Genomic DNA, 15,948 nt, shown 5'->3' on the forward strand with positions numbered 1-15,948 from the left:
CCATCGGTTTAGCTTCTGAATTTATTTCTAACGATAATGTCTTTCAATCTGGCTTTCAGGTCTTCTCCTGTATCAAACACCATTTGTTCGTTGTTCGGGAATGGGACTGCTCGTTTATTGAAATAGTTGATGTAACTGTCTTCACAGGCACTTCGGTCTCCTTTAAAAGTAGAGTAAACGTTCTCAAAAATAAATTCGCTACTCACAGGAAAGGACTGAACCAACTGATTTGTTCTTGCATCGACATAATCAACTTTTGCCGTAACCTGACAGGATTTAAATTGTCTGAATTCGTATACATTTGCACGAAGGGTTCTGTAATTGTCTACTTTTACTTCTTTGCCCAGACTGTCTTTAACCGGCCTTCCTCTGCTGTCCAGTAGTGTTTTTACACCGTCTTTGATCTGTCTTTCTTTGATGAACTCTTTTTCTTTGATTTGCTCAGGTGAAATATTAATCTGTACGAAGTTCACAATCAAACTATAATCATAAACGACTCCCTTTTGTCTAAAACTGTGATAAACCGTCCATTTATCATTTAGTCCGTAAGTTTTAATATCCAGCAAGTCATCCTGAAGCTGTTTCGGAATGACCATATTGGTTTCATTTGTAGCATAAACATCTACAAAATCAGTTCCTTTAAACTGTGCATCGTCCATCAGTTTTTTGGTGTTTTTGTAGTTTGGACTAATACTTTCCAGATAGAAAAAATCATCGTAGGCTTTTCTAAAATCCATTTTGTTTTTTGATTTTAAAAGTGCAGATGCATTTTCATACAAATATCTCGACAATGCAATTTTGCTGCTTATGATCTGATTCGTATAATTATCGAACTGGAATGTGGCACTTCTTCCTTGTTTCAACAATTGCAGAGGCAATAACGGTCTGATTTTCTCCTGACGATTGTTCAACTGCATGTAGGTATTGTAAGTGCGTTCGGCATTTATCGGATTTGCTTCTTTTATCATTAACTCCAAACTACGCAAGTCTCTGTCTTTGGCTTTTGCGAAAGCTTCTTCCAGTAAATACACATAATCCTGTTTTCCTTTAGAATCTTTTTTGGTTCTTAAAGCTTCGACCGCACGATCTATCGCTCCGTCATAATTTCCATCGCTAAGCATTGATTGAGTCGTTTTTACACCACAAGACGACAGTGTTAAAAATAATATAGAAAACAGTATAGTGATTTTTTTCATGCTAAAGACAATTGATTTTAAAGGAGCAAAGATATCTGTTTTTTAGACAAATTAGAGGTTGTGATTTTAATTTAAGAAGCAGAAGTTTTAATTTTTATCATAACCTTCAGTCCCGCTGTACGCTAAATCTTTTTTGCCGAAACCCGGCAAAAAAGGATACCGCTTCCATCAGGGCTAGTTAATAGAGTTTAGTTTTCATAAAGAACAATCGATTGGAATTTTATGTTTTACTCCGGCCAATACAGCACATTAAATTTATGACCATCCGGATCAGAGAATCCAAAGAAATAGCCTTTGGCATAATTTTGAGGTTCAGCAAAAATAACGCCTCCTGCATTTTTTACGTCAGATAACCATTGGTCTACTTCCTCTTTGCTTTCGGCTGAAAGCGAGAAAATAATTTCGTTTCCCAGTTTAAGGTCGGCCATTTCATCGTTGACGGCCCATTTAAAACGTTCTTTTATAAAAAAATGAATAATGAAATTGTCGTCACCAAAAATAAAACTTCGGAGTTCTTCATTTGTATTGTGACCGTTTGGTGTAAAACCTAAATCATTGTAGAATTTAGTTGTTCGGTCTAAATTTTCTACGCCTAAATTTGCCCATATTTTTTTAGTTTTCATAGGATGTTTTTTTAAAATATTAGATTTTAACTGCTAAAATTTTAGGATAATAAATTTATGAAATTTAAATTTAGGAATTGCAGAAACGTCCACATACTATTGCGCGCGTACAGATTCAGATGTTCAGCGAGAATGTTGATGACTTTATTATGTATCGTTTTTAACGTAGGCACGAACGCAACAGTGCGTCTAATACATGGTTAGGGTCTCATTATTTTCTAATTTTCACCTGATATACAATTTCCCAAAAGAGGATTGATAAAATAGCATTGGTGAATATAGCTGTTTTAACTAAATATGGATCGTATTTGGAAAGCAGATGTAAGTTGGCAAACTGAACCGCTAAGTATAGTGACAATGCTGCAATTGCTATAGAACAGACTACATTCAGCATAGGTTTCCATTTTAATCCCAAAAAGGAATAAATGATATTTAAAACGGCAAAACCACATCCGAGCGTGATATACGGATCTGTTTTTAATAGTTCTCCCAGAGAAAGTAAAAGTGAAGTTGAAGTAAGGTATAAAAAGAAAAGGATTGCGTAAAGCAGGATTCGTATTTGGATTTTCATTTTGATGTTTTTTAGATAAAACTGTAGAAAAGAAGTTTTATGAAATGTTGATTTTGTTTTAGGTTGTCTTTATGGATAGGAGTAATTAGACAGGAATGGATTTGTTTTCTATTTTAAATTATTCTTTTTTCCTCATATGCAACGCAATTCTATTTCCTTCACAGTCTTTAAACTCTGCAACCCAGCCGAATTCGCCATTTGAGGTTATTGGAAATAAGATTTCGGCACCATTTTTTACAGCCAGATTCAGCGTTTCTTCAATATCTTCAGTATTAAAATACACAAGAGTTCCGTTTAAGGTTGGCTTGTATATTTCTCCTTGCGCCAAAGCTCCCGAAATGCCATTATTACCCTCGGTAAGCGGAAAAAAAGCCATTTCGTTATCATGAATACGCTCCCGCTCAAATTCAAAACTAAAAACGGCCGAGTAAAATTGTATGGCTCTTTCGATGTTGGCTACCGGAATTTCAAAATAAACAACGGGGTTTGACTTGTTTTTCATTTTGTAAGGTATTTTTTTAGTGTAAGCGAAGTTAGAGAAAATTTTAGTTCAATTTGCTGGATTTTATTTTTTCAATTTGTCGTTTGTGTCGAAGAATATGTACAATCGCATGTTCCGTAATTTGTTCAATGTCGTACAATTGTCCCCAACCCGTTTTTATTTTTAGTGAATCGTCAAATTGTTCTAATTCATCGTCTTTAATTTCTTTGAAAATGTCTTCGGTAAAGAGGAAAACATTCGTTAAATCTTTCAAATATTCGGCAATGGTCAAATGAAAAATTTTGTCAGGTCGTTGAATAGTATTTCCTTTCAGGTTATGGATGCTGATGGCATAACTATAACCGGAACTTACAACATGCGACAGTATGGTTTGTATGGATTTGCAATCTTCGTTTGTTGTTTCTTTGTCTATAATAATGGTCAAAGCATCGTCCGGAATACTTTTAATAACGTTGGTAAGATCTAAAATTGCCTGTTCGTAGATATCAAGCAATGCGCCAACTGCTCCTTGTCTGTTCATTTTCTTATTTGTTGATTATTTTTTTTGCAATTTCAGAAACTTCTTCGTCGATTTCTTCTTTAGTCGGATCTTTTGCGATTCTTTCGATTTCATTTAAAACGATTTTATCTTTGGTGATTTCTCCAAAAGTATCAAGAATCCAATATTTCCAAACTTGATCCTGACTTTGTAAAATTTTCAATATTTCAGAAGAAATTTTTTCTGTATATGGAATTAAAAGTTCTGCAATTGGTCTGCTAATGGGCCAATTGATATCCTGTAACCATTTAAGTAAATCCGGAATAAAAGACTCGATCTCTTCAAATGAGTAATTTTTTAATTTTTCGACTGTTTCGAAATCAAATTTATCTTTTGGAATTAAATTTTTGACGCTCATCTCGTTAAGATCTGTTAGTTGAATTTTGTATTATATATTGACCCTTAGAAAGCGTTTTTTTTCATTTGTTTTCTTAAAAAAAGAACCACTAAAAAGAAAATAAAAGCTAAGATTGCCAATTTTGATGCATTTCCGGATGCACTCATTCGTGCCTGATGTTCTCTGCCATAAGGACCGGAATGTTTTATAGATCCGAGAACAGATTGCATTTTTTGAAAATTTGATTTATCATTTTTAGGATCATCAGAAAGGAGAATGTTGATCCAGCCTTTTTCTCCGAGACTTTTTGCTTCAAACAATGTTCTTCCGAACATATTATATCTGGCAAGCGAATAATTTTGATTGGCGTTAATTATTAAGGTATCGCATTTGAAATCTTCGGCAGTAATTTTATTTAGCATTTTCAGCACACTTTCTGATCTTTCTGCACCAGCTCCTGGATTTTCATAATATTGATATGCAATTATTGGTGTTTTGCCAATCGCAGTAGAGTCTGTGAAAATTTTTCCATTCTCATAAAAAGCATCATAATTTAATCCCTTATTTTCTTTTTTTATTTGCGAAAACTCGCTCGGAACCTGAAAACTGACATCTCGCAATTCGATTTTGGTTTGAGAGTAGAAATTAATTGTTGTGATTAAAATTAGTAAAAAGGGGCTTTTCATAGAGATCTGGTTATGATGTAAAATTGTATTAAGGAGTTTAGAATTGTAGATATACTCTGTTTTTTCTTATTGTAAAATCGCCTCGATCTTAGTTTCTGATTTTTCTTTGAGGACACTGTTAGGACGAAAATTCCAGATAATCAAGAATTTTCCTTTTGCAAGATATTCTTCCGGACGCTCATCAGTTGGCTGACCGTCTTTTCCCCAAAGCAAGCCTTGCAGAAATCGATCGCCTTTAAAGGTGTGCTCAAATTCAAAATACATTACAGATCCACGATCCGTTTTACTTTTAAAATTTTGAATCGCTTTACTTTTTAAGGTTCCAACAATGCTAGCATAGGTTTCAATATCATTATAAAATGTACAGGCTTGGGGAGTGATACAAATATTGCCATCGTTTAAAGTGTAGCCTTTGGGAATTTCTTTGTTTTTTAATTTTAAATCGGCAATTGTCTGGCCGAATAAAGTAGTAGTAAGTAATAAGAATAATACCGACAGGGGAATCGTAATTTTCATGGTTTAGGGTTTTAATTTATCAAACTAAAATAGTTTTTTTATTTGAGTTATTTGAAATTCATTTTTCGCTATTAAACCCGACAGGTTTTTAAAACCTGTCGGGTTTGAATGAGATTTATTTTGATAATTTATTTATTGGTTAAGTATGCTCTAGCCAAACATCTTATGCGGAATTTTTATAATTTTGACTGAATTGTTGAATTAAAAAGACCGGAATTTTAAAATGAACATTGAAGTAATCTCATCACAAAATTTAAAACAGCTTGTCGAATTGGTTTTAGAGCTTTGGAACGACTGCTCGTTTGACGAAGAATTTGAAAGCTATAAATCGATTATAGATTCAGAAAATGAAATTTGTTATGTGGTTAGGGATCAGGAAGACTACATTGCGTTTGTACATTTAAGTACGCGAAATGATTACGTTGAAGGTGCTGAAGATTTACCAGTTGCTTATATGGAAGCCATTTATGTGAAGCCTGCTTATCAAAAACAAGGTATTGCCAGAAGGTTAACAAAAGTTGCCGAAGACTGGGCGAAACAAAAAGGATTTAAACAAATCGCTTCTGACACCGACTTGGGTAATTCAGCAAGCATTGATTTTCATCAAAAAGCTGGTTTTACCGAAGTTGAGCGAATAGTGTGCTTCATTAAAAATTTATAAGATCAATTAAACCCGACAGGTTTTTAAAACCTGTCGGGTTTGAATAACGTGAAAAACTTCAAAAAAAATCCCGCCTCAATTAAGAAACGGGATTAAAGTGATATTCTCTTTTTTTTATTTTAAACTGTTGCAGCAACTTCTTGTGGCAACGGAATTTGATTTTTAAGTAAATCCTCGAATGTTTCGTGTTGACGGATTAAGATTCCTTTTCCGTTCATCCATAAAACTTCGGCTGGTTTGTATCTTGAATTGTAGTTGGATGCCATAGAGAAACAATAAGCTCCGGCATTTCTGAATGCTAAAATATCACCTTCCGTAATTTCCGAGATTCTGCGGTTGTTGGCAAAAGTATCAGTTTCACAAATGTATCCAACTACCGAGTAAAAACGCTCTTTTCCTTTTGGATTGGAGATGTTTTCGATATGATGTGACGAACCGTAAAACATAGGACGAATTAAGTGGTTGAAACCACTGTCGACTCCGGCAAAAACTGTAGAAGTAGTTTGTTTTACTACATTTACTTTGGCTAAGAAGAAACCGGCTTCACTTACCAGGAATTTTCCAGGTTCGAAAATCAGCGTTAAATCTCTACCGTATTCAGCACAGAAAGAGTTGAATCTTTTTGATAATTTTTTGCCTAATTCTTCAATATCGGTTTCGATATCGTCTTTTTTGTAAGGCACTTTGAATCCGCTTCCAAAATCCAAGAACTCCAGGTCTTTGAAATGTTTTGCGGTGTCAAACAAAATTTCAGCTGCATACAAGAATACTTCGATATCAAGGATATCCGATCCTGTGTGCATGTGAATTCCCACGATACTCATTTTTGTATTTTCTACAATTCGTAAAATATGAGGGATCTGATGTACCGAAATTCCGAATTTACTATCGATATGTCCCACAGAAATATTGGCATTTCCACCCGCCATTACGTGCGGATTGATACGAATACATACTGGAATTTGTGGATATTTTGTTCCGAATTGCTCCAGAATAGATAGGTTATCGATATTGATCTGAACACCCATTGCAGCAACTTCTTCGATTTCTTCTAAAGAAACTCCGTTTGGTGTAAAGAAAATTTTGTCAGGATCATAGCCAGCATGAAGTCCTAATTGAACTTCCTGAATAGATACAGTGTCCAGGCCAGACCCCATGTTCTTTAATAACTGAAGAATAGCAACGTTAGACAATGCTTTCATGGCATAATTAACTCTTAAGTTTTCTACCTTAGAGAAAGCTTTAGTTAATCTGTTGTACTGAGATTGGATTTTTTCGGCATCATATACATATAATGGACTTCCAAATTGTTCTGCTAACTGCAGTAAATCTTTTGCTTGCATCTGTAAACTATTTTCAGCAAACTTATTACTCTTTTGGGGATTGACAAATTTTAAAATGAAAAATAACAAATTGTAACAAATTGTTATAAAAATAACAATGAAAAATTGGAAGTTTTTTTAAAATGAATAATTTCTTATTTAGAACAAATTAAAATTATATTTGCAAAAAATTTCTATTTTTAAAGATTATTTATGAAAAAAATCACTACATTTTGCTTGATTATCCTTACAACTACGGTAGGATTTGCTCAGGAAAAATCAAAAGACAGTTTGCAGACCAATAATTTAGATGATATTATTGTAACGGCAAGTCGAAAAAAAGAGAGTATCAAAGAAGTTGTTTCTTCTATTACGATTGTTGGAGCGAAAAAGATCCAAAGTCAGACAATGGTGAATTCAAATATCAGCAATATTTTACAATATACAGTTCCGGGTTTAGCAACGGCAAGTAATCAGACTTCAAATTTTGGTCAGACTTTAAGAGGAAGACCGTTTTTGGTGATGATTGATGGAATACCACAATCTACGCCTTTGAGAAATGGAGGTAGAGATCTTCAGGTAATTGATCCTTCGTCTATCGAAAGAGTGGAAGTAATTAAAGGGGCCACCTCAATTTATGGTAATGGTGCCGATGGAGGAATCATCAATTACATTACAAAGAAAAATCATTCGGAAGAAAAGATTGGTGGTTCGGTACAAGTTGGTTTGATTACACAGCCTAAAACATTTGCAGAATCATTTGGTTACAGAGCTTCACTTTCCTTAGCCGGAAAACTAAAAAAGTTCGATTATGTTGTTGGATTTACACAGGAAAGATCAGGTGTGTCTAAAGATGCAAATGGTGTTAATCTTTCGCCTTTTTACAGTTTGTCCAATTTAAATACCTATAACGGACTGTTTAAAGTTGGATATTCGCTTACAGACAAGCAAAGACTGGAATTCTCGTATATGGGTTATGCATCGAAGTCATTTTTAGATCAGGATGTTAAGATTGGTAAGTGGGGAGAAATTCCAACTATTGGAGTGGATGCCGGTGGCCGTTTAGGAACGCCTGAAGGAACTCCTAGAAATCATAATTTTAGATTGTCGTATTCCAATTCGGAGATTTGGAATAATACTTCTTTGGACGTTAATGTTTATGCACAGGACTTCAGAACAGTTTACTCGTACGACAGAGATCAGTTTTTAAATGGAGGACAGTCGAATGTAGCTTCGCAAAAGAAAGGGCTGCGTATTAATTTTGATTCCCGTCTTTTTGCAAATGATACCTATAAAGCAGAGGTAATTTATGGTTTGGATTTGCTGCAGGACAAAACGGTTCAAAAATTAGAAGATGGTCGTTTCTGGACACCACAAATGAATATGGTCAATACGGCTCCGTTTGCCTTAATCAAATTTGATGCCTGGGGGAAATTCACCATAAAAGCAGGTGCGAGATATGAAAATATCAAAGTTAAGGCGGATGATTTTAATACATTGCCGGTATTGAATGCTAAAAACAATACCTACACCAAAAGTATTTTTGTTCAGGGAGGCGAATTGGATTACAATGCCCTTGTTGGAAACATTGGATTACGATATAACATCATGCCGGAGGTAAATGTTTTTACAAGTTATTCTCAATCCTTTTCGATCAATGAGGTAGGGCGTATTTTAAGAACGTCTACCGAAAGTGTGATTTCAAAATTACCAACCGATCCTATAATTGTGAACAATTACGAAATGGGTGTGGCCGGAGCGATTAAAAAGTGGTTCAACTATGAAGTAACCAGTTTCTGGAGTACATCAGAGTTAGGAGCTACATCGATTCAGTCTGCTGATGGTTCTTTTGCGATGCAGCGTGCTCCCGAAAATATTTGGGGTTACGAGGCGGTTGTAGGTTTTAAACCGTTGGATATTTTAAGTTTTGGTGGTGCTTTTGCCTGGATAGAAGGTAAAGTAGATAATGACAATAACGGAACCTACGAAAAATACATTAACGGATCCCGAATAATGGCTCCAAAACTTACGACTTATATTCAGGTACACCCTATAAAAAATTTAGAGATTGAATTAAGCTCTTTGCATAACTTTAAAAGAGACCGCTTTGATCCAAGTCCAACAACAAATGTGTACAGTTTTAACGAAGGTCCAGTAAAAAAATATACCGTTTTTAACTTAAGCAGTTCTTACCTTATCAATAAATCATTCCGATTAGGATTGGGAGTTGAGAATTTGTTTAATAAAGATTATGCACCCAATATTGCATGGTGGCAAGCCAGAGATAAAGACTTTGTAAATGCTCCTGGAAGACGTACGACTTTACAAATTCAGTATAATTTTTAAATTTAGAAGAATCTTTCTGATTTGAAGTGTAATTCCATAATTTCATAACAAAGGGGCTGTCCGAAAAGTATGAACTTCCTCTCAGTTATGTTATTGTTTAAAATCTCTACTTTAGTTCGACGCGGATAAAACAGATTTACTTCGTAAAAAAGCGGATAAAAACAGATTTTTTTCCTCATTTAAAAGTTTTTTTAATTTTTAGAATCCGTTTTTATCAGTGTCTTCGCGATAGCGAATCTGTCAAATCAGCGTTAAATTAAGACGTATAATTTTTGCCGACCAAATAAACTGCTTTTGGATTATAGTTCAATCTAAATTATTTATAAAAACAAGGCTGTCCTTACTTTTCGGACAGCCTCTTTTGTTTTTATAAAGGTGAAATGAGTCTGCGATTTACAAACTCGGTAAATCTCCGTTTCCTTTAGTTGGCAGATTTGTAGAGCCCATTAAGAATAAATCGACCTCTCTTGCCGCTTCACGACCTTCTGAAATCGCCCATACAATTAACGATTGTCCTCTTCGCATATCACCGGCAGTGAAAATGTGTGGTACATTCGTTTGGTAATTTTTGGCTTTATAGTTGCTTCTCATGTCGATTTCCAAACCTAATTGCTCGCTTAAAGTTTTCTCCGGACCTGTGAATCCTAAAGCCAATAAAGCTAAATCGCAGGGCCAGATTTTCTCTGAACCTTCTTTTTCAATTAATTCCGGACGTTGCTCAGGAGTCATTTTCCATTGTACTTCAACGGTTTTTAATCCAGTAAGTTCTCCTTTGTCGTTTGAAATAAATTCTTTGGTATTGATTAACCAGTTTCGGTTACAGCCTTCTTCGTGAGAAGAAGATGTTTTTAACTGCAGTGGCCAGAAAGGCCAAGGAGTTGTCTCGCTTCTTCCAACCGGAGGTTTTGGTAAAATCTCAAAATTGGTTACCGATTTAGCACCATGTCTGTTCGAGGTTCCGATACAATCTGAACCAGTGTCTCCACCACCAATCACAATTACATCTTTACCGGTTGCTTTAACCTGATCCGGAATCGATTCTCCAAATAAAACTTTAGTCTGCTGTGTCAGGAAATCCATTGCCTGAACAACGCCTTTGCTTTCGATACCTTTCGTTGGTAAACTTCTTCTTTCAGTTGCTCCACCGCACAATACGATAGAATCGAAAGAATTTAATTCGGCTACGCTAAAGTTAACACCAACATTTACATTGGTTTTAAAAGTGATTCCCTCTGCTTCAAGAATCGCAACACGTCTGTCGATGATTCCTTTTTCCAATTTAAAATTCGGAATTCCGTAGCGCAGTAAACCGCCAATGGCATTGTCTCTTTCAAAAACAGTAACGGTGTGACCGGCTCTGTTTAATTGCTGTGCTGCTGCTAAACCTGCAGGACCTGAACCAATAACAGCAACCGATTTTCCGGTTCTGGTTTTTGGGGCCTGTGGTTTGATCCAGCCTTCGGCAAAACCTCTTTCGATGATGTTTTTCTCGATGTTTTCGATGGCAACTGGTTCTTTGATGATTCCCAATACACATGATTTTTCACATGGAGCAGGGCATAAACGACCCGTAAATTCAGGAAAGTTATTCGTCGATTGTAAAATCTCTAAAGCACTTTGCCATTCTTCCTGATGCACCATATCGTTGAAATCAGGAATTAAATTTCCTAATGGACAGGAGCTGTGGCAAAAAGGAATACCACAATCCATACATCTTGAACCTTGTTCTTTTATTTTATCTTTTGCTAACGGAATAGTAAACTCGTTGTAGTTCGTAACACGTTCTGCAACTGCTAAATTACTTTCGTCGGCTCTGCTATATTCTTTAAATCCGCCTATTTTACCCATGACATTTTAAATTAAATTCCAATTTCTTAAGATCCCAAATTCCAATCCTTCGACTTTGCTTCCTTCGACTCCGCTCAGGAAGACATTGCCATTGGAATTTGGAATTTTATTTTTTGAAATTGATTTTTATCCCGCTATTAATTCTTCTATTTTTTTCTCTTCTGCAATTCGTTGTAATGCTTTTTTATAATCTGTTGGCATTACTTTTACGAAATTTTGCTGTTCATTTTCCCAGTCTGCCAAAATTCTTTTTGCTAATGGACTGTTGGTGTACAGAGAGTGGTTTTTGATAAGTTTTCTTAGTTTTCTCACGTCTTCGTCTTCGATAGGATCAAAAGCAACCATTTCCATGTTGCATACCCTTGAATCGAATTGTTGTTTTGGATCGTAAACATAGGCAACACCGCCACTCATACCGGCAGCGAAGTTTCGCCCTGTTTTTCCTAAAACTACCACCGTACCACCGGTCATGTACTCGCATCCGTGATCTCCAATTCCTTCTACAACCGCAGTTGCTCCCGAATTTCTAACACAGAAACGCTCTCCGGCAATTCCATTAATATAAGCCTCTCCGGTAATAGCTCCGTAAAGGGCAACGTTCCCGATAATGATATTTTCTTCAGGTTTAAAAGTGGCAGTTGGAGGTACTTTTACAATTAGTTTTCCGCCCGAAAGCCCTTTTCCTAAGTAATCATTACAGTTTCCGTGAATTTTAAACGACAATCCGTTTGTGGCAAAAGCACCAAAACTTTGTCCGGCAGAACCTTCAAAATCAACTAAAATAGTATCATCAGGTAATCCTTGTGCACCATAAATTTTTGAGATTTCATTACTCAAAATGGCACCTACAGAACGGTCTGTATTTTTAATTTTAAAGGTAACTCTTGTTTTTTCTTTTCTGTAAATAGACGGAATCGCTTCTTTGATAATGGCAAAGTCTAATACGTTTTCAAGTTGATGATCTTGTGCAGTCGTATTGTGATTTGGAACCGTTTTGGCTTTTTCCGGTTTGTATAAAATCGATGATAAGTCCAAACCATTGGCTTTGTAATGTTGGATCGCTTTGTTCACATTTAATTTTTGCGACTGACCCACCATTTCTTTTAAAGTTCTGAAACCTAATTGCGCCATGATTTCTCTTAACTCTTCGGCAATAAAATACATGAAGTTTATGACGTGTTCCGGAGTTCCTTTGAAATTTTTTCTCAATTCAGGATCCTGAGTAGCAATACCAACTGGGCAGGTATTTAAGTGACAAGCTCTCATCATGATACATCCTGAGGCTACCAGCGGTGCAGTTGCAAAACCAAATTCCTCGGCTCCTAACAATGCTGCTATCGCCACATCACGGCCTGTTTTCAATTGTCCGTCACATTCCAGAACCACACGGCTTCTTAAATCGTTTAAGATCAAAGTTTGCTGCGCTTCGGCTAGTCCAAGTTCCCACGGAATACCTGTGTGCTGTAAAGAAGTTAAGGGTGCAGCACCGGTTCCTCCGTCATAACCTGAAATTAAGATTACGTCAGCTTTTGCTTTGGCAACACCGGCAGCGATCGTTCCAACTCCAACTTCAGAAACTAATTTTACGTTTACACGCGCTTCACGGTTGGCATTTTTCAAGTCGTAAATCAACTGCGATAAATCCTCAATCGAGTAAATATCGTGGTGTGGCGGCGGCGAAATTAAACCTACATAAGGGGTAGAGTTTCTGGTTTCGGCAATCCAGGGTACCACTTTTTCTCCGGGTAACTGTCCACCTTCACCAGGTTTTGCTCCCTGAGCCATTTTAATCTGAATTTCTTTGGCGTTTGTCAAATAGTTGATCGAAACACCAAAACGTCCCGATGCCACTTGTTTGATAGCACTGTTTCTCGAATCTCCGTTAATTTCTTTCTGGAAACGTTTTGGATCTTCTCCGCCTTCTCCCGAATTACTTTTTCCGCCAATTCTGTTCATGGCAATCGCTAAATTCTCGTGCGCTTCTCTACTGATCGATCCGTAAGACATCGCTCCGGTTTTGAATTTCTTCACAATTTCAGTCCACGATTCTACTTCATCGATCGAGATCGGATCTAGATTATTGAATTCAAATAAACCTCTGATGGTCATCAAGTTTGAGCTTTGCTCATTGACCATGTTGGAGTATTCTTTATAACTTTCAGGACTGTTTAAACGAACGGCCTGTTGTAATTTAGAAATAGTAGTCGGGTTAAACATGTGTTTTTCACCGCCACGTCTCCATCTGTAAATACCTCCAATTTCAAGGGAAAGTAAGTTGGCAATTTTTGAATTTGGAAAGGCTTTCTGGAAACGTTTTTTAACTTCTTTTTCGACTTCCATCAAACCAATTCCTTCAATTCTTGAAGGGGTGTAAGGGAAGTATTTTGAAGTAAAGGTTTTGTTTAAACCTAAAATCTCGAAAATCTGTGCAGCTCTGTACGAATGTAAAGTCGAGATACCAATTTTGTTCATGATTTTAACGATTCCTTTTGCAATTGCTTTGTTGTAATTTACAATCGCATAATCCGCTTTTACCCCTTTGATAAAGCCCTGATTCACCTGATCGTGAATGATTTCGTTTACCATGTAAGGATTGATCGCACTTGCTCCGTATCCGAACAATAAAGCAAAATGATGCGGTTCACGAGGTTCGGCAGATTCGATTATGATTCCGAATTTAGAACGAACCTGTAAAATATTCAAAGAGTGGTGAATATATGAACAAGCCAATAGCATTGGTATTGGAGCCAGTTCTTCGCTTACCCCTCTGTCTGATAAGATAATGATGTTGCATCCGTCAGAAACGGCTTTGAATGTTGCTTCAACACATTTTTCAAGTGCGCGTTCTAAGCCATTTACTCCTTTTTCGATCTTATATAAGGTAGAAATAGTGGCCGATTTGAAATCGACATGATCAATGTTTCTGATTTTATCTAAATCTTCGTTCGAAATAACCGGATTTTGAATTTTTAGTTTTTTACATTGTTTCGATTCAATTTCAAAAATATTAAAATCACCACCAATGGCTAAACTGATATCGGTAATGATTTCCTCACGAATACCATCCAGTGGTGGGTTGGTAACCTGAGCAAACAATTGTTTGAAATAGTTGTACAACAATTGAGGCTGGTCTGATAAAACGGCCAAAGGCGTGTCATTACCCATTGAGCTAATAGCTTCAGCCCCCTGACCTCCCATTGGGTTAATGATTGTTTTTAAATCTTCAATCGTATAGCCAAATAGCTTTTGTCTGGTTAAGAAATCCAGTTTTTCAACCGGAGTTTGGTTGTTGGTATACGGTATTTTGGATAAAGGCAATAGGTTCGCATCGATCCATTCTTTATAAGGACGTTTGGTGACGATTGATTTTTTAACTTCTTCGTCTTCAATAATACGGCCTTCGTTCATGTCTACCAGAAACATTTTTCCCGGTTCTAAACGACCGTGTTGTATCACATCTTCCGGTTCTATATCCAATACACCAATTTCTGATGACATGATTACAAAACCGCTTTTGGTTAAGGTATAACGAGAAGGACGTAATCCGTTTCGGTCTAGTAAAGCACCAATCACATTACCGTCTGTAAACGGAATAGAGGCAGGGCCATCCCAAGGTTCCATAATACAAGCGTTAAACTCGTAGAATGCTTTTTTCTCAGGAGACATGGTCTGGTGTTTTTCCCAGGCTTCCGGAACAACCATCATCATTGCTTCGGGTAAGGAACGTCCGGTCATTAATAAAAGTTCTACCACCATATCCATAGAAGCAGAATCTGATTTTCCTTCTAAGATAATTGGGAATAGTTTTTTGATATCATCGCCAAAAACTTTGCTCTGCATCAATTCTTCACGGGCACGCATACGACTTACGTTTCCACGAAGTGTATTGATTTCACCATTATGACACATGTATCTAAACGGCTGCGCTAATTCCCATGAAGGGAAAGTATTGGTAGAGAAACGCTGGTGCACCAATGCCAGACGAGTCACTAAATCGGGATCTTTTAAGTCAACATAATAACGGCTGATGTCTTCTGGCATCAATAAACCTTTATATATTATGGTAGTTGTCGATAAACTAGAGAAATAAAACATGTGGCTTTCTGAGGTTTTAGATCCTCTAACGGCATGTTCGGCAATTTTTCTAGCTGCAAAAAGTTTTGCATTGAATTCATTTTCAGTTAAATCCTGACCGTTTTTGCTAACAAAAACCTGTTTAACTGTTGGTTCTTTTTCTGCGGCAATCTGCCCTAAATTTTCCACTTCAACAGGTACATCTCTCCAACCAAGGATTTGTAAGTTCTGATCCTTAATAGTCGATTCGAAAGCGTTGATACAAAAAGAAACCTGGTTTTTGCTTTTTGGTAAAAAAACCATTCCTACTGCATACTCACGTGTTTCAGGGATTTCAAAATCACAGACCTTTTTAAAAAAATCATGTGGGATGTCGAATAAAATTCCAGCTCCGTCTCCAGTTCTTCCATCAGAACTAACTGCACCACGATGTTCCAATTTTATTAAGATATCCAATGCTTTGTGAATAATATCATTTGATTTAATACCATTCAAATTACAAATAAATCCTGCACCACAATTGTCGTGTTCAAATTCAGGCAAATAAAGCCCTTGTTCTTTAACTTTCATTCTTGATATTTTTTTTACAAAAATAGAGATTTCGTTAAACATAATGTATTGAAATGATGATTTGGCTTTCATTTTTGTTGTAATAATAGAAAAAGGCTTCTTAATTGATAATATTGTTATTTTAACCATTGCGAATTATTAAAATGACAATTAGGATT

At 36.2% G+C, this 15,948-nt stretch carries 13 protein-coding genes; 2 read left to right on the forward strand and 11 right to left on the reverse strand.

Features of this window, described 5'->3' with window-relative positions:
* Nucleotides 1–8: 8 nt before the first annotated feature.
* The 8 genes from ACN1CN_RS06620 to ACN1CN_RS06655 form a co-directional block, all read right to left on the reverse strand.
* Nucleotides 9–1,196 carry a hypothetical protein gene (locus ACN1CN_RS06620; RefSeq protein WP_419135076.1) on the reverse strand — a complete coding sequence of 396 codons (1,188 nt, stop codon included), beginning with the start codon at nt 1,194–1,196 and terminating at the stop codon, nt 9–11.
* A gap of 227 nt (nt 1,197–1,423) precedes the next feature.
* Nucleotides 1,424–1,819 carry a VOC family protein gene (locus ACN1CN_RS06625; RefSeq protein WP_264523165.1) on the reverse strand — a complete coding sequence of 132 codons (396 nt, stop codon included), beginning with the start codon at nt 1,817–1,819 and terminating at the stop codon, nt 1,424–1,426.
* A 211-nt stretch (nt 1,820–2,030) separates the two neighbouring features.
* Nucleotides 2,031–2,390, reverse strand: a complete 360-nt coding sequence (locus ACN1CN_RS06630; protein WP_419135077.1) for a hypothetical protein — start codon at nt 2,388–2,390, stop codon at nt 2,031–2,033.
* A 118-nt stretch (nt 2,391–2,508) separates the two neighbouring features.
* Nucleotides 2,509–2,892 (reverse strand): VOC family protein, encoded by a 384-nt coding sequence (locus ACN1CN_RS06635; RefSeq protein ID WP_419135078.1) that lies wholly within the window; start codon nt 2,890–2,892, stop codon nt 2,509–2,511.
* Nucleotides 2,893–2,935: 43 nt separating this feature from the next.
* The gene (locus tag ACN1CN_RS06640; protein ID WP_419135079.1) at nt 2,936–3,412 is read right to left on the reverse strand and encodes a DinB family protein; all 477 of its coding nucleotides are present in this window, start codon (nt 3,410–3,412) and stop codon (nt 2,936–2,938) included.
* 4 nt (nt 3,413–3,416) lie between these two features.
* Complete coding sequence (locus ACN1CN_RS06645; RefSeq protein WP_419135080.1) at nt 3,417–3,788, reverse strand: DUF5071 domain-containing protein; 372 nt, start codon at nt 3,786–3,788, stop codon at nt 3,417–3,419.
* A 44-nt stretch (nt 3,789–3,832) separates the two neighbouring features.
* Nucleotides 3,833–4,453, reverse strand: a complete 621-nt coding sequence (locus ACN1CN_RS06650) for a hypothetical protein (protein WP_419135081.1) — start codon at nt 4,451–4,453, stop codon at nt 3,833–3,835.
* A 66-nt stretch (nt 4,454–4,519) separates the two neighbouring features.
* Nucleotides 4,520–4,969, reverse strand: coding sequence for a hypothetical protein (locus tag ACN1CN_RS06655; protein ID WP_419135082.1), 450 nt, complete (start codon nt 4,967–4,969; stop codon nt 4,520–4,522).
* Nucleotides 4,970–5,192: 223 nt separating this feature from the next.
* Between ACN1CN_RS06655 and aac(6') the strand changes: the two genes are divergently transcribed.
* Nucleotides 5,193–5,630 carry an aminoglycoside 6'-N-acetyltransferase gene (gene aac(6'), locus ACN1CN_RS06660; protein ID WP_419135083.1) on the forward strand — a complete coding sequence of 146 codons (438 nt, stop codon included), beginning with the start codon at nt 5,193–5,195 and terminating at the stop codon, nt 5,628–5,630.
* A gap of 119 nt (nt 5,631–5,749) precedes the next feature.
* On the opposite strand, the gene lysA is transcribed toward aac(6'), so the two are convergent.
* Nucleotides 5,750–7,030 carry a diaminopimelate decarboxylase gene (gene lysA / locus ACN1CN_RS06665; protein ID WP_264526383.1) on the reverse strand — a complete coding sequence of 427 codons (1,281 nt, stop codon included), beginning with the start codon at nt 7,028–7,030 and terminating at the stop codon, nt 5,750–5,752.
* 135 nt (nt 7,031–7,165) lie between these two features.
* On the opposite strand from lysA, the gene ACN1CN_RS06670 reads away from it, so the two are divergent.
* Nucleotides 7,166–9,298 carry a TonB-dependent receptor gene (locus ACN1CN_RS06670; RefSeq protein WP_419135084.1) on the forward strand — a complete coding sequence of 711 codons (2,133 nt, stop codon included), beginning with the start codon at nt 7,166–7,168 and terminating at the stop codon, nt 9,296–9,298.
* 393 nt (nt 9,299–9,691) lie between these two features.
* On the opposite strand, the gene ACN1CN_RS06675 is transcribed toward ACN1CN_RS06670, so the two are convergent.
* Complete coding sequence (locus ACN1CN_RS06675) at nt 9,692–11,146, reverse strand: glutamate synthase subunit beta (RefSeq protein WP_419135085.1); 1,455 nt, start codon at nt 11,144–11,146, stop codon at nt 9,692–9,694.
* Between the two features lie 126 nt (nt 11,147–11,272).
* Nucleotides 11,273–15,790: a glutamate synthase large subunit gene (gene gltB, locus ACN1CN_RS06680; RefSeq protein ID WP_419135086.1), complete on the reverse strand. Its 4,518-nt coding sequence runs from the start codon at nt 15,788–15,790 to the stop codon at nt 11,273–11,275.
* Nucleotides 15,791–15,948: the final 158 nt, after the last annotated feature.

The sequence above is a fragment of the Flavobacterium sp. T12S277 genome (assembly GCF_048514875.1).
Lineage (GTDB): Bacteria > Bacteroidota > Bacteroidia > Flavobacteriales > Flavobacteriaceae > Flavobacterium.